The organism is Hymenobacter agri (genome assembly GCF_054778495.1).
The window spans coordinates 1-21,415 of sequence record NZ_BAAGZM010000017.1 but is presented as its reverse complement, the minus strand read 5'-3'; the positions used below and the strand labels follow the sequence as shown (position 1 = coordinate 21,415).

22 protein-coding genes are annotated in these 21,415 nt (G+C 58.3%); 4 read left to right on the top strand and 18 right to left on the bottom strand.

The window, feature by feature from the left end; translation table 11 throughout:
- The 18 genes from ACYVDE_RS02250 to ACYVDE_RS02165 form a co-directional block, all read right to left on the bottom strand.
- On the bottom strand, positions 1–690 hold a 690-nt coding region (locus ACYVDE_RS02250; RefSeq protein WP_460499860.1), incomplete at its 3' end, for a hypothetical protein.
- Positions 691–900: 210 nt separating this feature from the next.
- On the bottom strand, positions 901–1,287 hold the full coding sequence (locus ACYVDE_RS02245; RefSeq protein ID WP_460499859.1) for a DUF983 domain-containing protein: 387 nt from the start codon (positions 1,285–1,287) through the stop codon (positions 901–903).
- Positions 1,287–1,541: a hypothetical protein gene (locus ACYVDE_RS02240; protein WP_460499858.1), complete on the bottom strand. Its 255-nt coding sequence runs from the start codon at positions 1,539–1,541 to the stop codon at positions 1,287–1,289. Before ACYVDE_RS02240 ends, ACYVDE_RS02245 begins: the two co-directional genes overlap by 1 nt.
- Before the next feature lie 40 nt (positions 1,542–1,581).
- A complete protein-coding gene (locus tag ACYVDE_RS02235) occupies positions 1,582–2,151 on the bottom strand; it encodes a DUF420 domain-containing protein (protein WP_460499857.1) in 570 nt (189 codons plus the stop codon).
- Positions 2,135–2,788, bottom strand: coding sequence for a hypothetical protein (locus ACYVDE_RS02230; protein ID WP_460499856.1), 654 nt, complete (start codon positions 2,786–2,788; stop codon positions 2,135–2,137). The genes ACYVDE_RS02235 and ACYVDE_RS02230 overlap by 17 nt, the downstream gene beginning before the upstream one ends.
- Positions 2,789–2,812: 24 nt before the next feature.
- A complete protein-coding gene (locus tag ACYVDE_RS02225) occupies positions 2,813–3,157 on the bottom strand; it encodes a cytochrome C oxidase subunit IV family protein (protein WP_460499855.1) in 345 nt (114 codons plus the stop codon).
- Between the two features lie 87 nt (positions 3,158–3,244).
- Complete coding sequence (locus tag ACYVDE_RS02220) at positions 3,245–4,018, bottom strand: cytochrome c oxidase subunit 3 (RefSeq protein WP_460499854.1); 774 nt, start codon at positions 4,016–4,018, stop codon at positions 3,245–3,247.
- 22 nt (positions 4,019–4,040) lie between these two features.
- Complete coding sequence (locus ACYVDE_RS02215; protein ID WP_460499853.1) at positions 4,041–4,625, bottom strand: cytochrome c oxidase subunit 3; 585 nt, start codon at positions 4,623–4,625, stop codon at positions 4,041–4,043.
- A gap of 88 nt (positions 4,626–4,713) precedes the next feature.
- Positions 4,714–5,565, bottom strand: a complete 852-nt coding sequence (gene cyoE / locus ACYVDE_RS02210) for a protoheme IX farnesyltransferase (protein WP_460499852.1) — start codon at positions 5,563–5,565, stop codon at positions 4,714–4,716.
- A gap of 66 nt (positions 5,566–5,631) precedes the next feature.
- Entirely contained in the window at positions 5,632–6,765 is a 1,134-nt protein-coding gene (locus ACYVDE_RS02205) for a COX15/CtaA family protein (RefSeq protein WP_460499851.1), read from the bottom strand.
- A 114-nt stretch (positions 6,766–6,879) separates the two neighbouring features.
- Positions 6,880–8,772 (bottom strand): cytochrome c oxidase subunit I, encoded by a 1,893-nt coding sequence (locus ACYVDE_RS02200; protein ID WP_460499850.1) that lies wholly within the window; start codon positions 8,770–8,772, stop codon positions 6,880–6,882.
- A gap of 22 nt (positions 8,773–8,794) precedes the next feature.
- A complete protein-coding gene (locus ACYVDE_RS02195) occupies positions 8,795–9,865 on the bottom strand; it encodes a cytochrome c oxidase subunit II (RefSeq protein WP_460499849.1) in 1,071 nt (356 codons plus the stop codon).
- A gap of 98 nt (positions 9,866–9,963) precedes the next feature.
- Positions 9,964–11,274, bottom strand: coding sequence for a quinol:cytochrome C oxidoreductase (locus tag ACYVDE_RS02190; RefSeq protein ID WP_460499848.1), 1,311 nt, complete (start codon positions 11,272–11,274; stop codon positions 9,964–9,966).
- A 6-nt stretch (positions 11,275–11,280) separates the two neighbouring features.
- Positions 11,281–12,030: a c-type cytochrome gene (locus ACYVDE_RS02185; RefSeq protein WP_460499847.1), complete on the bottom strand. Its 750-nt coding sequence runs from the start codon at positions 12,028–12,030 to the stop codon at positions 11,281–11,283.
- Between the two features lie 2 nt (positions 12,031–12,032).
- Positions 12,033–12,557, bottom strand: a complete 525-nt coding sequence (locus tag ACYVDE_RS02180) for a DUF3341 domain-containing protein (RefSeq protein ID WP_460499846.1) — start codon at positions 12,555–12,557, stop codon at positions 12,033–12,035.
- A complete protein-coding gene (gene nrfD / locus ACYVDE_RS02175; protein ID WP_460499845.1) occupies positions 12,550–14,001 on the bottom strand; it encodes an NrfD/PsrC family molybdoenzyme membrane anchor subunit in 1,452 nt (483 codons plus the stop codon). The genes ACYVDE_RS02180 and nrfD overlap by 8 nt, the downstream gene beginning before the upstream one ends.
- A gap of 4 nt (positions 14,002–14,005) precedes the next feature.
- Complete coding sequence (locus ACYVDE_RS02170; protein ID WP_460499844.1) at positions 14,006–17,020, bottom strand: Fe-S-cluster-containing hydrogenase; 3,015 nt, start codon at positions 17,018–17,020, stop codon at positions 14,006–14,008.
- Positions 17,021–17,118: 98 nt separating this feature from the next.
- A complete protein-coding gene (locus ACYVDE_RS02165) occupies positions 17,119–18,453 on the bottom strand; it encodes a cytochrome c3 family protein (RefSeq protein WP_460499843.1) in 1,335 nt (444 codons plus the stop codon).
- A 481-nt stretch (positions 18,454–18,934) separates the two neighbouring features.
- On the opposite strand from ACYVDE_RS02165, the gene rpsF reads away from it, so the two are divergent.
- The 4 genes from rpsF to ACYVDE_RS02145 form a co-directional block, all read left to right on the top strand.
- Positions 18,935–19,312, top strand: a complete 378-nt coding sequence (gene rpsF, locus ACYVDE_RS02160) for a 30S ribosomal protein S6 (protein WP_460499842.1) — start codon at positions 18,935–18,937, stop codon at positions 19,310–19,312.
- Between the two features lie 12 nt (positions 19,313–19,324).
- On the top strand, positions 19,325–19,597 hold the full coding sequence (gene rpsR, locus ACYVDE_RS02155; RefSeq protein WP_460499841.1) for a small ribosomal subunit protein bS18: 273 nt from the start codon (positions 19,325–19,327) through the stop codon (positions 19,595–19,597).
- 90 nt (positions 19,598–19,687) lie between these two features.
- Entirely contained in the window at positions 19,688–20,131 is a 444-nt protein-coding gene (gene rplI, locus ACYVDE_RS02150) for a bL9 family ribosomal protein (protein ID WP_460499840.1), read from the top strand.
- Between the two features lie 103 nt (positions 20,132–20,234).
- Positions 20,235–21,415, top strand: a 1,181-nt coding sequence (locus ACYVDE_RS02145; RefSeq protein ID WP_460499839.1) for a GSCFA domain-containing protein, incomplete at its 3' end; no start/stop codon positions are given.

Genomic DNA, 21,415 nt, shown 5'->3' with positions numbered 1-21,415 from the left:
CCGGCTCCGGCGGCGCTGCCACCAGCGCCAGGCCAGCAGCAACCAGCCAGCCGCATACAGCAGGCTGCCCAGCAGCAGCAGCCCCAGCGGCACGTATTGCCCCGTGAGCGGGTTGGGCTGCAGTCGCCGAATGGAAAACAAGTAGTCGCCGCCAGCCGACTCGAACCGGGGCTCGGTGCGGCTATCGGCCACTACTTGCAGCTCTAGGCCCCGAAACAGCGCCTGCTCATCGCCCTCGCGCAGGTAGCGGTTGCTGATGCCGTAGTGCCGCTCCAGCGGCAGATACATCAAAATCAAAAAGCGCCCACTCGCCCGCCGTACCTGAATGAAGTGTCCCAACGAGGTTTCAATCAGACGCTCCGATGCGACCGGAGCCGTTTCGGGCTCGGGGCGCAGCGTGGCATCCGACCAGTATTTCAACGTGCCGTTTTCCAGCACGCAGGTGGGGTAAGTGGTTTCGCGTAGCAGCTGCTGGAAGCTATAGGGGCCGCGTTGCAGCTGTGCGGCTACCGTGTCGGCCTCGCGGTAGGCGGTGCTTTCGGCATTGCGTACGAGCGCCTGCAGGTGCGCCACATCGGTGCGCTCCACCACGCCTGGCGCCTGGCCGTAGCGGCTGGCCAAGTAGCCTCCCCCGAAGCATAGCACCGCGGCCAGCAATAGTAGCCACGGCAGTCGCTGCCGCCGGGGCATCGCGTCGATTACGGAAGAAAAGCGGGCAAGAGTACGCAAGCAGGCAGATATCAGGACGGAAATCGGGCAACCACACACCGCCCGCTCAAAGAAAGCCAGTAAGCACGAAAGCAGCGTGCTGGCCTAGGCCGTCAGCGGCTCGCAAAATCCAGGCCCAATAAAAAATGCTGCCCGAAAGCAGCATTTTCACTCAAGTCACCTAATTGGCTTTTAACGCGATAAATAGCGCGCATCAAAACGAGTTCCGCCAAAACCGTACAGCATTACGGCCCGCGAGTAACGAAACAGCAGTGGCGCTACGGCAGTAATTGCGGCCGCCACCGTCAGCACGTACACCCACAGCGGCGGGTCGTTGGCGAAGTAGTTCAGCAGAAAGCCAATAGTCAGCAGAATACCCGTCGAAAAGCCCGAGCTGATGTACATGGCCCCGTAATAAAAGCCGGGTTCGGGTTCGTACGTCTGATGGCAGACGGGGCACACGGCCGGCATATCCATAAACCGAAAGCTCCAGGCCCCATGCGTGAACAACTTGCCGGTGTGGCAGCGTGGACAGCGTAGCTCCAGTAGCGCCCGGGCCGTGGAGGCCTCGGCGGCCATTAGGCGTTGGCCTTCTTCGGATGCGTGCGGCGGTACCAGAAGTAGCCCACCGCGCCCATCAGGATGTACGGCACGGTCATCATGTACACAATGCCCTTATTGAGGCCGGCCACGTCGTAGTCGTCGCGCTCCTGGCGGGCGGCTTCTACCTGCGACTTACACATCGTGCACTGGGCCTGCGCCGCCAGTGGGGCGAGACTCAGCAATACACCCACCAGCAGGGCAATTACAGAAGCAAAAAAGGTCTTTTTCATACTTGAATGAACACCACGGTGCCAGCAAAGTTTCTCAATATCAGGTATAATACGGCGAAATCATGAAATACACGATGACCCCCGTCACCGACACGTACAGCCACACCGGAAACGTCCAGCGGGCAATGGCCCGGTGCTTGGTGTACTGCCCCGTGAGGGCAAAATAAAGCGTGAACAGCACCAGCCCAACCGTTACCACTGCTAGGCCAATATGCGTGAGCAGCAGCAGGAAATAAATCGTCCGGATAGCGCCCGTGCCGCCAAAGTGCGTGCTTGGCACCTGCGAATGGTAGGCCACGTACGACAGCAGAAACAGCCCACCCAGCGCGAAGGCTGTGCCCATCATGGCGCGGTGCTTCAGCACATCTTTCTGGCGAATGAAGTAGTAGCCTGCCAGCAGGCACACGGCAGTCAGCGAGTTCAGCACCGCGTTCACGGCCGGCAGAAACTTCACCTGCGCACCCGGAATCCGGAAGGTTTCGGGGAAATAGTAGAGCACGGCCACCAGCAGCGGCACCACCGCCCCCAGCGTGCCGAGGATGATTTTGTAGCGCGTATAGTCGCCGGGGGCCAGCACCGGTGGGTGCAGTTGGTCAGTGGGGGTGTTCATAGTCGTAAAGCTGCACGGTTACTTCCGTGAGTAAGCGGTCGATTTCGCGCCCATCGGTACCATCGTAAATACCGCGCACGCGGCGCTGATTGTCAATCAACAACAGCCGACCAGCCGGGATGTTGGCCGTGTACACGGCCCCGGGCAGGCGCTTGGGGTCCGAAGTCAGCCGGAACTCGCGCTGCGTGAGCTGCTGCAGGGTATCGGCCGGGCCGGCCAGGAAAAACCACTTGCCGGCAATGGTTCCGTATTGCTCGGCCAGTTTCGACAAGCGAGCGGTGTTGGCCGCGGCGGCGTTCAGTACAAACGTCACCAGTTTCACACGCGGCTCGTGGCGGAATTTCTCCTGCACGCGCAGCAACTGGCGGGCTACTTTGGCGCTGGCTTCGTCACCGGCAAAAAATTGCGCGATGTACATGCCCTGTCCCAGCTCCTGGCTGCTCACCACGCGCCCGGTAGAAGCGAGGAGCTCAAAAGGCGCGATTTGGTGGAAAATAGTATCGCGCTGCCAGCCCCCGCCAACCTGCGTGGAATCCACGCGGTCGGGCAGGTAGGTTGGCAGCGCGTAACGGTTGGTGCCGAAGCGGAACAGGAACAGAAAAGCCAGTACCGGCACCAATAGCAGCAGCCCCAGCAAAAGGGTTTGGCGGGGCCGCATCCGCTATTTGAACATGTTTTGCAGGACTTCGCCCATGAACGAACCCTCCGTGATGAGGGCCACGAGCAGCCACACCAGCAGCGTCACGGGCACCAGAATAGTCCAGATGAGGCCTTTGGTTTCGTGCTTCAAGTGCATGAATTCAGCCACAATGAAGAAGGCCTTCAGAATGGTGAGGCCGATGAAAATGCTGTTGCGCAGCGTGCTCGGGTGCATCAGGAACACGAACACGAACTCAACGGCCGTGATGAGGACCAGAATACCGAATACGCGCCAAATCCAGCCAGTATTCGGTTTGGCGATTTCGCCGGGAGCGAGCGTGTGCTCAGTAGTTGCGTGAGAAGCCATTGTTGAAGTTTTGAATGTTGAGAGTTAATGGTTGAATGTGGGCCAAGTCAACAACTCAGCACTCAACATTCAGCATTCAACACTCTTTTAAACGAGGTAGAAGAAGGTGAACACAAACACCCACACCAGGTCCACAAAGTGCCAGTAGAGGCCGATTTTCTCAATCATCTCGTAGTGGCCGCGCTTCTCGAAGGTGCCGTTGGTCGTGGCGATGAAGCACCACACCAGCAGGCAGACGCCCGAGAATACGTGCGTGCCGTGGAAACCCGTGATGAAGAAGAACAGGTCGGCGAAGAGCACCGGGCCGTACTGGTTCATGTGCAGGTTGGCACCGAAAAACTTTGTACCGTCGGCCATAATAGTCGGCTCGGCGTGGCCGTTGATGAAGTGCGTCCACTCCCAGGCCTGGCTGGCGAGGAAGGTGCTGCCGAACAGGATGGTCCAGAGCAGCCACTTCTGCACATCGGCTTTGTCCATGCGGTGGCCGGCTTCTACGGCCAATACCATAGTTACCGAGCTCAGAATCAGAATCATGGTCATCAAAGCCACGAAGCCCAGAGGCACGTTGGCTTCCCCCATACCAGGGAACGCATTGAACACATGGTCCGGAATGGGCCACCAACGCGTGCTGAAGACAAAATCTTTGGCTTCGCCGGTGAATACCTCGTGCTTATGGCGAATCATGCCATAAGTGGTGAGGAAAGCGGCAAAGGTGAAGGCATCAGACAGCAGGAAGAACCACATCATCAGCTTGCCGTAGCTCGCTTTGAAGGGTTCGTTGCCGCCATCCCAGTTGCCAGTGCGTGGGGCGTCGAGGGTGGCAGAAGCAGCGGCGGGCTGCAAAGTGGTCGGTTGGGACATAGCGGACAGCGTAACGTCGAAATTAGTGGTTCAAAAGTAAGAACAAATACAGGTACAGCCAAAGGCCGCCCAGGAAGTGCCAGTACAGAGTTGCGTTGCCGATGGAGAGCATAGCGCGCGAATGCACCTGATAATTAAGCGTCCGCTTCAGCACCACGGCCAGAAAAATAAGGCCGGTAACGAGGTGAAAAGCGTGCACGCCCATAAGCACGTATACGAACGAACCCGACGGATTGGCGTCGGCCCCGCCGAAATACGTGTTGCCCGCCACCAAATCGCCGAAGCTGTGGTACTGCCCCACCAGGAAGGCCAGGCCCAGCACCAGCGTGATAATCAGGCCGGTTTTGACGCGGTTAATATCGTCTTTGCGGGCCGAGAAATAGGCCCACTGTATGCTGACGCTACTGAGGGCAATCAGGATAGAGTTGATGAGCAGCGAGGCCGGCAGGTCGAATTCGCGCCAGTTGCCTTCGTCGCGCCGCACGATGTAGCCGCTGGTGAAGGCCGCAAACATCATCACAATGCTGAAAATAAGCAGGATGAGCAGCACGCGCTTGGGGTGCCAGCCCAGTCCGGTTTCCTTTTCGGACAAAATCTCAGGAGTCATATGCTAGTTGTTAATTGATAGTTGCTTGTTGTTAGTTTGCGGATGAGCTGTCCGTTGCATCCGACAACAGACAACTAACAACTGACAGCTAGATTTTGTCCAGCACCAACGCAATTTGTACGATGGGCAAATACAAGAACGAGGCGAACATGATGCGCAGCGCCGCCTTGCGCGACTGCGTGCGCATGAGCTGCACCGTGAGTAGCAGGAACAGGATGCCCGCCACCACCGCCACCAGCGCCGAAATGCGGCCCGAGATGTTGAACTCCAGCGGCAGCAGGCTCAGCGGAATAAGCAGCAGCGTGTAGGTCATTATCTGGAAGGCCGTGCGCAGATCGCGGTTGCCGGGCGTGGGCAGCATCTTGAAACCGGCGCGCTTGTAGTCGTCGTCGGCTACCCAGGCAATGGCCCAGAAGTGCGGGAACTGCCACATAAACTGAATGCCGAAGAGCACCCAAGCTTCCACGCCGATGTAACCCGTGGCGGCCACCCAGCCAATAAGCGGCGGCAGCCCACCCGGAATGGCCCCCACGGCTACGCAGATAGGCGAAATCGTCTTCAGCGGCGTGTAGATGAAGCCGTACAGAATCAGCGACAGCAGCGACAAGCCCGCCGTGAGCGGGTTGAAGCAGTACCAGAGCAAGCCCAGGCCCGCCACGCCCAGCAGCACGCAGAACACCCACGCCTCGGCCGGCGAGAGCACGCCCGTGGGCAGCGGGCGCTTGGCCGTGCGCGTCATCAGCTTGTCGAGCTCCCGCTCATGCACCTGGTTGATGATGTTGGCCGAGCCCGTTACGAGGAGGCCGCCCAGCATCACCAGCAGGGCACGCGTCCAGCTGAAATCGTGCTCGCCCAGCATATAGCCAATCGCGCTGGAAAACGCCACCGTGAGCGAAAGCCGAAACTTGAGCAGCTGAAAATAGGCGCGGGCCTTCACCATCAATACCTGAGTTTTGTGTGCGCTGAGGACCGTTTTATTAATCCATTCCTCAACCGGGCCGCAAAGTTACGCAACAACCCGCCGGGCAGCATCCGACGGCGCAATAGTTTCCGGTCCTTTTCGGGCGCGGGCAACGGCCAGCAGCGTCAGAAACTGTACGCCAAACAGCACCGTGGCCAGCGTGAGGTGCACCGGCTGCACGGCCGGCGGCAGTGCGAACGAGGCCAAGATGATGCCGGCGAGTATTTCCAGGCCAATTATTGCTAGGGTTGCCGTTACCAGCCGCCGCAGGTGTGCCCCGCCTACCTGCCATAGCTCGTAGCCCACGTACACGTTCAACAGCAACACCGCCGCCGATATGGTCCGGTGCAGGCTGAAAACACTTCCCAGCTTCGCCACCCAGTTCTCACGCCCCATATAATCGGCCGCGGCCGAAACGATGTCAACCTGCTCGCGCACCTGCGTGCCCAGCACAATCTGCCAGAAGCTGAGCAGCAGCGCAGCCCACAACCACAATTGCAGCGTGCGAGTCGGCTGGCGTACCGTATCAACTGCTCCGGATTGGCTTTCGCTTGCCAGCATGCTACCTCTCCCCCACTGTGCCCGGTCTACGGCGTAGAGCAGTAAAGCGACGATGACCAGCGCCAGCGCCATGTGCACAGTCACCATCACAGGCAGCAGGTTCGTCGATACCACCAGCGAGCCCAGATAGCCCTGCACGCCTGTGAGCAGGAACGACGCCAAGGCGAGCCAGAAGATGGTTCGGTCGCGTCGCCAGTACGGCAGCGCAAACACCACGGTCAGGAACACGAATATGCCGATGAGCGCGCCGAGCAAACGATTCACGTATTCAATCCAAGTTTTCACCGGGTTAAAATCGGTTTCGATGTACTGGGTAGGGTGAGCAAAAATGCTGCCCGCCACCTGAGCAAACCCAAGCTTTTGGAGCGTGCGTGCCAGCTTCTGGTTTTTCGCCACGCGCTGCGCCGTGTATATCTGTTTGTAATCGGCAGGCAGCTGGCTGGCTTCAGTAGGCGGTACCCATTGCCCAAAGCACTTGGGCCAGTCGGGGCAGCCCATGCCGCTGCCAGTGCTGCGCACCACCCCTCCTACCAGTATCAGCAAATACACCGATACCACCGTGAGCAGGCTAAACGAACGAAAACGACGCAGCGCTGGGCTGCTAAAGCGGTTTTCCATTTGTAATCAGTAAGCGTTTATTCAACCACCGTTGTGGGTATTAGTTGGCGGCGTAACAAAAAAGCGGGCCGCCGATGAGGCGGCCCGCTTCGGGACTCTTTCAACTCAGCACCGTTAGTCGGCCAGTTCCTGTTCGTAGGGCAGGTTCGACGACTGCGTTTGCGAGTACGGTACGTTCTGCGGAATGAAGTCCACGTCCGAACCGGGCTTGCTGTAGTCGTATGGCCAGCGGTACACAGCGGGGATTTCGCCGGGCCAGTTGCCGTGGCCGGGCAGTACCGGCGTCGTCCATTCCAGCGTGGTCGAGTTCCAGGGGTTCTGGGTAGCACGACGGCCGCGGAAGATGCTGTAGAAGAAGTTGAAGATGAAGATGAACTGACCCAGGAAGGCGATGATGGCCGCAATCGAGATGAACTTGTTCAGGTCAGCGAATTGCGAGAAGGCATCGAAGCCAGTCCAGGCGTAGTAACGACGGGGGAAACCGGCGATACCTACGTAGTGCATCGGCATGAACACGAGGTACACACCAATGAACGTCAGCCAGAAGTGGATGTAGCCCAGCTTCTCGTCCATCATGCGTCCGAACATTTTCGGGAACCAATGATACACACCAGCGAACAGACCGAAGAACGCCGAGCTACCCATTACCAAGTGGAAGTGAGCTACCACGAAGTACGTGTTGTGCATCTGAATGTCGAGCGTGGCGTTACCGAGGATAATACCCGTCAGACCACCCGAGATGAACAGCGACACGAAGCCGATGGAGAACAGCATGGCGGCCGTAAAGCGGATGTTACCGCGCCACAGCGTGGCCAGCCAGTTGAACACTTTCACGCCCGAAGGCACGGCGATAATCAACGTCAGGAACATGAAGACCGAACCCAGGAAGGGGTTCATGCCCGTCACGAACATGTGGTGAGCCCACACGACGAATGACAGCAGCGAGATGCCAATCAGCGAGCCAATCATAGCACGGTAGCCGAAGATAGGCTTGCGAGCGTTGGTCGACAGAATTTCCGACACCATGCCCATGGCGGGCATAATCACGATGTATACTTCGGGGTGGCCCAGGAACCAGAACAAGTGCTGGAACAGTACGGGTGAGCCGCCTTGGTTGCTCAGCGCCTGACCGGCAATGTAGATATCCGACAGGAAGAACGAGGTACCGAACGAACGGTCGAACACCAGCAGCAGCGCGGCCGAGAACAGAACCGGGAATGACAGGATGCCAAGGATGGCCGTCAGGAAGAAAGCCCAGATGGTGAGCGGCAGCTTGCTCATGCTCATGCCGCGGGTACGCAGGTTGATGACCGTCGTAACGTAGTTAACACCGCCTAGCAGCTGCGATACGATGAAGAACACCATGCTCACCAGCCACAGCGTCATACCCGTGCCCGAGCCGGGAATAGCCTGGGGTAGGGCACTCAGCGGCGGGTAGATTGTCCAGCCTGCAGCAGCAGGCCCGGTTTCAATGAACAGCGACGAGAACATGATAACGCTGGACAGGAAGAAGAACCAGTACGAGAGCATGTTCATGAAGCCCGAAGCCATGTCGCGGGCACCTACCTGCAGCGGAATCAGGAAGTTCGAGAACGTACCCGACAGACCAGCTGTCAGCACGAAGAACACCATGATGGTACCGTGCATCGTCACCAGCGCGAGGTAAAACTCGGGGTTCAGCTTACCGGCTTCAATCCAGTGACCGAGCACCGGCTTCAGCCACTCCATCGTGCCTTCGGGCCAGCCGAGCTGCAAACGGAACAGGCTCGACAGCGTACCACCGATGATTGCCCACAGCATACCCGTAATTAGGAACTGCTTGGCAATAACCTTATGGTCTTGGCTGAACACATACTTCCACAGCCAATGCTGGTCGTGGTGGTCGTGTTCGTGGTCGTCGTGGTGCAGGTGGTCGCCGTGCTCGGTGGCCGGCACCGGGGCCGAGCCCACGCCGCCCGACGCTTGCACGCTGGCCGAAAAATTGGGTTTGGGTGTCAGGTCTGACATAGCGGGATACCGTTTGTATTAATTAGTTCGAAGCAGCCAAAGGCATGGGAGCAGCCTCCACCTCAGGAGCAGCCGCTACGGGAGTAACCATCGTTTTGGCTTTCTGTTTGAAGGCGGCCATCACATCGGGGTTTTTCTGCGTAAACGACTGTTGAGCAGCGTACCAATTCTGGTAATCGTCGGGCTCATCCACAATCACCGTAGCTTTCATGGCGAAGTGGCTACCACCGCACAGTTGGTTGCAAGCCAGTTCGTAGTTGAACTTGGGGTTGCCCAGCTTGGCGCGCATCTCGTCGGTCGTCGTAGTCGGCGTGAACCAGAAGCGGGTCGGCATGCCGGGCACGGCATACATCTGCACGCGGAAGTGCGGCATGTACACGGCGTGCAGTACGTCGCGCGAGCGAATCTTAATCAACACCGGCACGCCCTTGGGCACGTGGATTTCGTTGGTCGTGAAGTCGTCTTGAGCCGACTTATCGCTGAGGTCGAAGCCCCACTCGTTCACGGCATCAATCAGGCGGTAGTTGATTACGCCCAGCTTCATGTCGCGACCGGGGTAACGCACGAGCCAGTTGAACTGCTTGCCCATTACTTCCACCACAACCGAATTTTTCGGGGCGGGACCGGTGATGCGGGTCCAGGCTTTCCAGCCAGCGAAAATCAGCGAGGCCATTACGATGGCCGGGATGATGGTCCAGATAACCTCAATCTTGTTGTTGTGGGCGAAGAAATATGCCCGACGGCCATCCTTGTGCTGGTATTTGTAGGAATACCAGAACAACAGCGCCTGCGTGATGACGAAAGCCACGCCGATAACCGCCATCGTGGTCCAGAACATGGTTTCCATTTTGTGGCCATGCACCGAGGCGATGGGCGGGTTCATCTTGTTGAAGTTCTCAACAAAAGAATACGCGAACCAAGCGCCGCCCACAATCATGAAAACGATGAACAACAGCGCGTTGACGCTATTGCTGACACCAATGTCGCGGGTGAAGGAACCCGAGAAAATCGAAGTAAATATCTGCAAGCGAAACAGTAGGCCGAACACGACCAACAGCAGCACCAGCACCAGTAAAATGGTTAGAGCAGTCATTGAATTGTTAGTAGTAAGTACTGTTTATCCGATAGCCGGTACGAGGTGAAGCGAGCGAAGCATCGCGTGCCCTCGTACCGGCTACTGAAATCTAAACATTAGGTGGTGTGGTGCACACTCTCGTCGAGGAAGGGGTGATTCACGGGCACCAGCGAGGCCGAAGCCAGACGGCGGGTGAACAGAATCAGGAAGGCGCCGAGGAAAATGGCCGCGATACCAATCTCAATCAAGAACCCATTTTCGCCGCGCAAAGTTGCCGGCATCAGCATCAAATAAAAGTCGGACCAGTGACCGCAAAGAATGGCGATGGCCACGATTTTCATGATAATCATCTGGCGCTTGGCATCGCGCGTCATCAGGCCCAAGAAGGGGAAGACGAAGTTGATGGCGATGTTGAAGAAGAACATGAAGGTGTAACGACCTTCAAAGCCGCCGAGGCGCTGGTTGAAGTACACGGCTTCTTCAGGCAGGTTGGCGTACCAAATCAGCATGAACTGGGCGAACCATACATAAGTCCAGAAGATGCTGAAGCCGAACATCAGCTTACCGAGGTCGTGGATGTGGCTGGCGTTCAGCGCGCGCAGGTAGCCATTCTGCTTCAGGAAAATAGCCGTGAGAGCAATAGCAGCGATGCCTGATACCCACCACGAAGCGAATACATACCAGCCGAACATGGTGCTGAACCAGTGCGTGTCAACCGACATAACCCAGTCCCAGGCCGACATCGATGACGTTACGGCGTAGAGCACTAGGAACAGAGCCGAAGCCGTGATGCTCTTGTGGAACCAGTAGGTGCCGCCGTTTAAGTCTTCAGCCAGCGAGAGCTGACGCAGCTTCCAGCTGAACACACCCCAGATAACGAGGTAGCTAACCATGCGAATTACGTAGAACGGCAGGTTCAGGAAGCCCTCTTTGCCCTTGATGATGGCATCAAAGTGCTCCGACTTGGGGTCCATAATGCCATCATGCGTCCAGTGGAAAATGTCCTGCTTGCCGATGAGGAATACCAGCAGCATGATAACACCACCAGGGATAACCCAAGCGCTAAGAGCTTCCGAGATGCGCTTCACCATAACCGACCAACCAGCGTAAGCTACGTAGTTGATAGCCATGAACACGGTACCAACCGTGGAGACGCCGAGGAAGAAGAGGTTGCTATGCCAGAGGCTCACAATCAGGCGCTTAATAAGGACTGAGTGTCCTTCTTCGTGCGCCGCGCCGTGGGCAGCGGCTGCGTGGCCGGCCGCTTCGCCGTGCTCGGCGGCGCCCCAGCCCATCACCTGCGCCAGGATGCCCACAATGAGGAGCAGCACGCCGGCGGCGATAATAGCGATAAAAGTTTTACGGGCGCCATCCGTAACGACGAGCTGTTCAGCCGTGGCGCTTTCGTGGTGCGTCAGAGTTGCCATAGTGCGTTAGTTAGCGGTGCCGTTAGTTGCTTTGGTATTGCCAGCGCCGGGCGTTTCGGAGGCGGTGCCAGCCTGCGCCTGCCCTACCGGAGCGGTATTGGTGGCGTCTTTGGTTTCAGTCGAGTCGCTGGTAGCGGTGCTGGTCGGGCCTTTGGCCACCAGTTTGCTCAGAGCATCTGGGCCTTCGCCACGCTGGAGTACGCGCACATACATGGCGATTTTCCAACGCTCTTCGGGGTTCACCTGCGAGCCGTGCGGCATCATGCGGTTGCGGCCCCATTCGATGACGTGGTAGATGTGCCCCTCGTTCATCGTCTTGTAGGCGCCGGCCGAATAGTTCGGTACACCTTTGAATTTCAGACCTACCGGGCCCTGGCCGTCGCCCTGCTCACCGTGGCAGTGCGAGCAAATGCGCGTGTAGAGCACTTTGCCTTCTTCCAGGTTAGCCTTGGTGTAGGCATAGGGGTTGCGGAGGGTGCGCTCGGCAATGCCGACGCTGTCCTTCGGGATGTGGTCGAAGTAGTTGAGCTTGCCGCGGGGCACGGTGCCGTTGGCAGGCGTACGCTCGTTGATACCGAACGAGTTGACCGGGTTGAAGTGGGTCTGGCTCAGGGGGTCGTACGGGATGGACTCGTACATTTCCGGGGCGTATTCCACACCGGGGTCGTTTCCGTCGTGGGTGCAGGCCGTGGTGGCCAGGCCCAGGGACAGCAGCAGCGCCGAAACGCGCAGGCTCAGGGTCAGCGGATGCGTCATTACTAGTGGGTCATTTCTTTTTGGTTGACTTCCGAAGCGCCGTTTTCGCGGAGCAACTGGGTCAGCCGGGGAAACTGCGAGCTGGTTTCGTCCAGTTCGATGGCCATAACGAACTTGTCGTCGGTGGCGCGCACGTCCATCACCGGCACTTTGAAGCGCGGGTACAGGCCCGTAATGGTGAAGAACGTGATAGCCATGCCGTGGCAGGTGAAGAACACCGTCAATTCGAAAGCTACCGGCACGAAGGCGGGCAGGCCAATGTGGGGCTTACCGCCGATAATCATCGGCCAGTCGAAACCCAGCATGTAAATCTGCATCCATAGTGCAAAAGCCAGACCCGTCATGCCAAAGAAGAAGGCAGCGATGGGCAAGCGCGAACGCTCGATACCGAGAGCATCATCGATGCCGTGCACGGGGTAGGGCGAGAATACGTCGTAGATTTTCACGCCGGCGGCGCGCACATTTTCCACGGCGTGCAGCAGCACGTCTTCGTCGTCGAAGATGCCGAGGGCGAATTGCTTAGTCATGCTGGTTGTAAGTTACCGGAGCCGAAGCGGGGGCACCGTGAGTGGCAGGGTGATGGGCGTGAGCCGCTTTCTCGGGGTTGTAAGTCGGGCCGTTGTCCACGGTGTACTTCAGGATGGTCTTCACTTCAGCCATGTTAATCACGGGGAAGAACTTGGCGAAGAGCAGGAACAGCGTGAAGAACAGGCCGAGCGTGCCGAGGTACAGGCCGATGTCGATAATCGACGGCGAGAACATGGCCCAGCTCGACGGCAGGTAGTCGCGGTGCAGCGAGGTCACAATGATTACGAAGCGCTCGAACCACATACCGATGTTCACAATGATGGACAGGATGAAGGTGAGACCAATGCTGTAACGCACGCGGCGGAACCACACCAGCTGCGGCGTAATCACGTTGCAGGTCATCATCGAAGCGTATGACCACCAGTAAGGACCGGTAGCGCGGTTGATGAAGGCGTACTGCTCAAACTCAACCTGCGAGTACCAAGCGATGAAGAACTCCGTGATGTAAGCCACGCCCACAATCGAGCCGGTTACCATCATGATTTTGTTCATCAGCGCGATGTGCTCCAGCGTGATGTAGTCTTCGAGGCGGAACACCACGCGGGTGATGAGCATCAGGGTAAGCACCATGGCGAAACCCGAGAAGATAGCACCAGCCACGAAGTAGGGCGGGAAGATGGTGGTGTGCCAGCCCGGTACGACCGAGGTTGCAAAGTCCATTGATACAATGGTGTGCACCGAGAGTACCAACGGGGTCGAAACGCCGGCCAGAATCAGCGAAACCGTTTCGTAGCGCGACCAGGCTTTGGCCGAGCCTTTCCAGCCGAAGCTCAGCATGGAGTAGCTGAACTTGGCGATGGGGCCTTTGGCACGGTCACGGATGGTAGCAAAGTCTGGAATCAGACCGATATACCAGAATACCAGCGACACGGTGAAGTAGGTCGAGATGGCGAACACGTCCCACAACAGGGGCGAGTTGAAGTTGGCCCAGAGCGAACCCAGCGTGTTTTGCAGCGGGAACACGTAGAAAGCCAACCACGGACGGCCCATGTGCAGAACTGGGAACATGGCGGCACAGATTACGGCGAAGATGGTCATAGCCTCAGCCGCGCGGTTGATGGAGCTCCGCCATTTCTGACGGAACAGCAGCAGTACGGCCGAAATCAGCGTACCGGCGTGACCGATACCTACCCACCACACGAAGTTGGTGATGTCCCAGGCCCAGTTAACGGTTTTGTTCAGGCCCCATTCGCCGATACCGTACCATACGGTGCGGTAAACGGAGTAGAAGAATACCCCCAAGAAGAAGAGGGCCACGCTCAGGGCGGCCATCCAACGCAGGTTGGGTTTGGCTTCGACCTGGTAGCAGATGTCTTGCGTGACGTCGTGTAACGTCTTACCGCCGGTTACGAGCGGCTCGCGTATGGCTGATACGTGCTGCATATAGTTAAGCTTTTTCTTCTACTTCGGGGGCAAACATCATCGACTCGGAGTTCCGAATCTTCGTCAGGTAGGTCACGTTCGGCTGCACGTTGATGGAGTCGAGCGAGTGGAAAGCACGCTCACCGTCTTCACGGCGCAGCAACTGGCTGATGCGGCTCTTGGGGTCTTTCATGTCACCGAACACGATGGCTTCGGTGGGGCACGACTGGGCGCAGGCCGTCACAATCTCGCCATCCACGGGGCGGCGCTTCTGCTTCTTGGCCTCGAGCTTGCCGAGCTGGATACGCTGCACGCAGAACGAGCATTTCTCCATCACACCACGGGCGCGAACCGTTACGTCCGGGTTCAGCACCATGCGGCCGAGGTCGGTGAACATGTGGCCGTTCACTACTTCGAACTTCTCGTTCGAGTAGTACGAGAACCAGTTGAAGCGACGCACTTTGTACGGGCAGTTGTTGGCGCAGTAACGCGTGCCGATGCAACGATTATAGGTCATCTGGTTGAGACCTTCCGAGCTGTGCGTGGTAGCGAGTACCGGGCACACCGTTTCGCAGGGAGCGTGGTTGCACTGCTGGCACATCATCGGCTGGAAGATAACCTGCGGGTTTTCCGAGGGGTCTTCCATGGCAGCGTAAGTGCCAACCTTGCCTTTGGTTTCGAACGAATCCTTGTGCGTATCGGAGCTGTAGTAGCGGTCGATGCGCATCCAGTGCATCTCGCGGCGGTTAATTACCTGCTGCTTGCCTACTACGGCGGTATTGTTCTCAGTCTGGCAACCTACCACGCACGAGCCGCAGCCGATGCACGAGTTCAGGTCGATGGCCATGCCCCAGTGGTGGTTGTTGTACTGGTAGTCCTGCCACAGCGAAACCTTGTTCGGAGCCTCCAGGCCGTCGGGCGTGGAAATTTTCTCGTACTCGGTGACCTTCTTGGGGTCTTTCACATATTGCGCCAGCGTGCTTTCCTGTACCACCGGGCGGCGGTCCATCAGCGTCTGGTGCGTCTGGGTCTGGGCGATGGGCGAAGTGGCACCGGTTTTCTCCAGCGTCACGACGTTTTGGTACTGAATGCCGCTGTTAACCGTCATAGCCAGCGGAGCAGCGTTCTCCCCTACTTTGTCGCCGGCCTTACCGGCCAGCGTGCGGCCGTAGCCGAGGGCGATGCTCACCGTGCCATTGGTCTGGCCGGGCTGGATGAGCACGGGCAGCTCGATGCTGTAGCCGTTGGCGGTTACTTTCAGCACGTCGCCCTGCTCCCACTTCTGCTCGATGGCCATCTTACGCGGCACGGCCACGTAGTTGCCCCAAGTAGCTTTAGAAATGGCATCGGGCAACTCCTGCAGGAAGGGGTTGTTGGCTTCGGTACCAGCGGCGCTCAGGCCGCCTTTCTCATACAGGGCCAACTCCACGCCCGAAGCTTTAGCACCAGCGCCGAGCTGCGAAGCAGCGGCGGCAGCGCTCATACCAGTCATGGCCGGAGCGGCGGGCAGGGCCGAACCCATCATCACGCCATCGTGCACGGCCTTATCCCAAGCAGCATCGGTTGGGGTAATGCCCTTCCAGTTAGCGCGCAGGTATTTGTAGTAGCTGGTGTTGTTGCCTGCCCACTTCAACAGGCTTTCCTGGGCCTGACGGGTGGCGAACAGCGGCGTAATCACCGGCTGACCGATGCTCAGGAAGCCGCGCTTGGGCTCAAAGTCGTTCCACGATTCCAGCCAGTGGCTGTCGGGAGCGGCGTACTGGCAGAGGCTGCCGGTTTCATCGAGACGGTCGTTGAGCGAGATGGTGAGACCTACTTTGGCAATGCCTGACTTCACCTTGGCACCCAGCGGGTGGTTGTAAACCGGGTTGGCATTATAGAAAATCACCGCGCCGACGGCACCAGCGTTCATGTCGTTTACCAGCGCAGCCATGCGGGCGTCGTCGCCCTGACGCAGGTTGCTCGGGGCACCACCGGTGGTGGTGCCGCCGTTGCCCAGCGCTTGGTTGATGGCTGTTACCAGCGTCTGCACGGCCGGGTCGTTCGAGCCCGACACAATCAGGCCGGCGCTACCGGCGGCTTTCAGCTCAGCAGCAGCTTTGCCGATGGCCGTTTTCGTGTCGGCACCAGCGCCATTCACTACGTGGTTATAGATGGTCAGGGCAGCGGCACCCATTTCCGACGGTTTCACCGGAATGCGCACGTCGGCGTTGGAGCCGGAGAGCGACATTGCCGTTTCAATCTGGATGTGGCGCGACATGGTTTTCTTGTCGCGGCTCACCTTGCGGTTCACGATATACTGCTTGGCGTACTCCACCGGCGAAATCCAGGTACCGAGGAAGTCGGCACCGAGGCTCACGATGACGTTGGCTTTGCTGAAGTCGTAACCCGGTACTACGCCACCGTTCGCCTGCAGCAGGGCCGAAGCCGAGTGCGCGTCATACATCACGTGCGTGGTGTTGGGGTAGCGGCCCGTGAATTCGGCGATGGCCTTTTTCGTGCTGGGGCTGATAATCGTGTGCGACACGATGGCAATGCGGCCGGCACCGGCGAGCTTCTCGCGAATCTCACGGTCTACCTGCTTCATGTCAGCCTTCTGGCCTTTGATGGCGAAATGCTGCAGGCGGCCACCATCGTAGAGGCTTAGTACAGCAGCCTGGGCGCGAGCCGAGAGGCCACCTTTGGTGATAGGCGACTCGGGGTTGCCTTCGAGCTTAATCGGCCGACCATCGCGGGCTTTCACCAGCACGGCGTTGTAGTCGGCGCCCGTGAAGTAGGTGGAAGCGTAGAAGTTCGAAATAGCCGGGTCAACTTCTTCGGGCTTGTTCAGGTACGGAATCGCCTTTTTTACCGGCGTTTCGCACGAGGCCAGCACCGCAGCGCCAACACCAAAGCCCATCAGCTTGAGGAAATCGCGGCGGGGAGCCGAAGTAGCGTCGCTGCTCTCGTGGCTTTCCTTTACCGGCATGAACTCGGCAAAGGCCGACTGCATGAACTCCGGGGCGCTTTCCAGTTCCTCAATTCCTTTCCAGTACTTCATTTGGAGGGGTAATCAGTAATCAGTATTGGGTAGTCAGTAATTAGCGAGGGCAGGTGTGAATACTGACTACCCAGTACTCCCTACCGAAAATCAATGGCTTAGTAGTGGCACTTCGAGCACTCGGTACCGCCGTTCGACGATACGGTGAAGGGGGCACCGGCATTTTTGGTGTCGTGCAGCTTCACGAGGTTGTCGTAGTACTTGTTATCCTTGGTGTTGAGGGGCATCTCGCGGTGGCAGTTGATGCACCAGCCCATGGTGAGCGCCGAGTACTGGTACACCACTTCCATGTTCTGGATAGGGCCGTGGCAGGTCTGGCACTGGAGGCCGGCCACCTGCGTGTGCTGCGAGTGGTTGAAGTAGGCCAGGTCGGGCAGGTTGTGGATGCGCACCCACTGGATGGGCTGCTTGCGCTCGATGGCACGGTAGATTTTCTTGATTTCGGGCGACTCCGTCTTAATCTGCGAGTGGCAGTTCATACAGATGTTGGCCGAAGGAATGTTGGCCGACTTGCTCTTATATACCGAGGTGTGGCAATAGGCGCAGTTAATCTGGTGTTCGCCGGCGTGCAGCTTGTGCGAGAAAGCAATGGGCTGGGTGGGCTGGTAACCCTGGGTCAGGCCTACGGCCATCACGCTTTGCACACCTTCATAAAGTAAAACGAGGGCGAACACGACACCTACAATACCGCGCAACACGGGCGAGCGGTAAAACTTGCCCCAGTCGAAGCGCTGGTCGAGGATTTCAACGTCACGGCCATCGAGGTCCTTGCGGCCACGCAGCACGTCACGCATCAGGTTGCCAATGATGACCAGCGTTACCACCAGCACAATCAGCACCACTACCAGCACAATGAGGAGGATGTCAACGTATTTGCCTGAGCCAGCGTCAGCGCCGTCAGCAGCAGCGGCAGTGCCATCGGCTTTGGGAGCAGCACCAGCGGTGGCGCCGCCAACAGCCGCGGTCGCGCCCTCCTGCGAGGTAACGTAAGCAATGATGGAGGTGATTTCCTTGTCCGACAGCGCGAACGAGGGCATCTGCTGCTTGTTGAACTTATTGAAGAGAGCTACGGCGTAGTCGTCGCCGCTGGCTACTACTTTACTCGAGTTCTTCACCCACGGAATGAGCCACGAGATGGGGCGGCGCTTGGTGATGCCAGCGAGAGCCGGGCCTACTACCTGCTCATTCACGGCGTGGCACTGGGCGCAGTTGCCTTTAAAGAGGGCATCGCCGGCGGCGATGGCGGCAGCATCACCCCCACCAGCGGCGGGAGCGGCAGCAGTTGCGGGAGTAGCAGCAGCAGTGGCGCCGGGTGCTACGCCTTCCTTTTTCACTGTGGCGGCTTCCTGGGCGGCGGCCTGCTGGATGCCAGCAAACGTGAGCACCAGCGCCAGCATCAGTTGAGGTAACGAGCGGAGTCGAAGGCTCTTCATAGAAAAATAGAGGGTAAAGCGAAACGCTAGGGGCATTTCAAGGCCACAAATGTAGGTCAGGATTCGTAGGCGGCAAAAAATGGGGTGCAATTTCCGGGGGGTGTAGGCCGTTGCGCATGGTCGTTCGGCTGGCTTTCCTTCACTTCGTATTGCGGGTTGGCCCAACGGCAAACGTCCTGAGAGAATTGATTCTACCGCCGGTTACCCAATGATTCAGAAACTTTAAAATTGAAACTGACGACCCGAGCTTTTGTTGACAGCGGCGCAGGTTTTTGCCGACCTTTTTTCTTCGCGGCATCTTGCACCCTAGACCTTATATATAGGTAGCGTACTCGGGTTGGTTCTTGCTGCGCCGCGATGACAGCCCACCCCGATTCTGCTTGGCACGCTTATCTAAAAGACGGCTTTGGCAATGTGCCCGAAAGTCAGTACCTTTGCGCCCCAATCAAATTTTTTCATCCCACAATTCACCACCATCGTAATGGAAGTTAGAAATTACGAGACGGTCTTCATCGTGACTCCCGTTCTGAACGAGAGCCAGGTGCAAGAAACGGTCGAGAAGTTCACCCAGGTGCTTAAGGAAAATAGCGCCGCCATTGTATCCACCGAAGCCTGGGGCCTGCGCAAGCTGGCTTACCCGATTCAGAAGAAGAGCACCGGCTACTACTTCTGCGTATCGTATACGGGCGAGGGCAACATCGTTGACGTACTCGAGCTGGCGTTCCGCCGCGACGAGCGCGTTATCCGTTTCCTCACGACCGTGCTCGACAAGCACGCTGTGGAGTACAACAACCGTCGTCGCAACGGCGAAATGAACCAGCAGAAGGCTGCCAAAGAAACCGAAGCCGTAGCCCAATAATCCAGCATCGACATGGCATCTCCCGCATTCAACCGCAACAACGACCGGTCGGCTAACAAGCCCCAGGACAACCGCAAGAAATACTGCCGCTTCAAGAAGAACGGCATTAAGTACGTGGACTACAAAGACCCGAACTTCCTGCTGAAGTTTGTGAACGAGCAGGGCCGCGTGCTGCCCCGCCGCCTCACCGGCACCAGCCTGAAATTCCAGCGCAAAGTGACCCAGGCCATCGCCAAGGCCCGTCACCTCGCCCTGATGCCGTACGTAGCCGACGCCCTGAAATAAATTTTGAATATTGAGGGCTGAGTGTTGAATGTCGAGTGTGGATTTTCCACCTCAACCCTCAACACGCAACTCTCAAAATTTCTACACGACATGGAAATCATCCTCAAAGACGACGTTAAGGGCCTCGGGTACAAGAACGACATCGTAACCGTGAAATCGGGTTACGGCCGTAACTTCCTGCTGCCGCAGGGTCTGGCCATGCTGGCCGATAAGACGAACAAGAAAATCACGGCCGAGAACGTGCGCCAAGCCGCTCACAAAGCCGACAAAATCAAAGGTGACGCCCAAGCCATTGCCGACCAGGTTGGTGACATGGTGCTGGAAATCCCCGCCAAGGTGGGCGAGAGCGGCAAAATCTTCGGTCGCGTAACCACCCTGCAATTGGCCGAAGCGCTGAAAGCTAAAGGTGTGGACATCGACCGCAAGCGTTTGTCGTTCGACCAGGAGCCGACCTCGGCTGGCGACTACACTGCTACGGCCAACCTGCACAAGGAAGTGAAGCACACGGTGAATTTCCGCGTGGTAGCCGAGTAGTTTCGGTTTCACTGGCTCAATTGAAAAAGCCCCGCCAGCATGGCGGGGCTTTTTTTATTCCGGTTTTCGGGCGCGTGCCCGGTTACGGGCTATTTTTGCTTTAATGTTTAGAACTGAATTGACAATTGCCCCGGCCGCCGGGCAGCTGCCGCGCACGGCGCGGGTGCTCACGATGGGCTCGTGCTTCGCCGACAGCATCGGTACCCGGTTGGAGGCCCATAAGGTAGAAACGCGGGTGAATCCGTTTGGCACCGTGTTTCAGCCGTTGGCGCTGGCCCGGCTGCTGCGCGCCGCCGCGGGCGAGGAAGTGGACTGGCAGCGCCATTTGGTACAGGCCCGCGGCCGCTGGCAGAGCTACGACCTGCACGGCAGCGTGGGGGCCGACTCCCCGGTAGAATTGCTGCAATACATTCAGGAAGTGGTGCGGCAGACCGGCGAGTTCCTGCGCAACACCGACCTAGTGGTGCTGACGCTGGGCACCGCCTGGGCCTACCGCCTGCGCGAAACCGGTGAATTGGTGAGCAACTGCCACAAGCAGCCCGCCGACTTATTTGTGCGCGAGCTGCTGACGCCGGATGAAATCATCAACGCACTGGCCGAGACGCATGCCTACGTGCGCCGCCTCAACCCCGACCTGCGCTTTGTACTGACGGTGAGTCCCGTACGCCATCTGAAAGACACACTGCCGCTGAATTCGGTGAGCAAGTCGGTGCTGCGCGTGGCTACGCACATTGTGAGCGACCTGCTACCGGGCGTAGCCTACTTCCCGGCGTTTGAGCTACTGACGGACGATTTGCGCGATTACCGCTTTTACGCGGCCGATATGCTGCACCCGTCGGAAATGGCCGAGGACTACATCTGGGATAAGTTTGCCCGCACGTATTTCGATGCCGACTTTGGCCGGTTCCGCAAGGAATGGGCGGCGGTGCGGCAGTCGCTGGGCCACCGGCCGCTGCACGAAGGCGCACCCGAGCATCGGCAATTCCTGGAAAGCACCCGCGAGAAGCTGGAGCAGCTGAGCCTGCGGAAAGTGGACGTGGAAGAGGAACTGAGCACGGTGCGCGCCCGCTTGGCGGCGTTGCCGCTGCCTAAGCTGCCGGAGCCGGTGGTTGAGGAAGATGATGACGAGGAGCGCATCGATATTGGCGAGGGCGCAACAGCTGCTTCCTCGCCCGCGCAGACTCAAAACACTGAAATTGAATCTGGTAACCAATCGGCACGCACCGATGGCCGGCCGCCGCGCTTGTCGCCGGAGGAGTTTCGGGCGCAGCGGGCGGCGCGGCC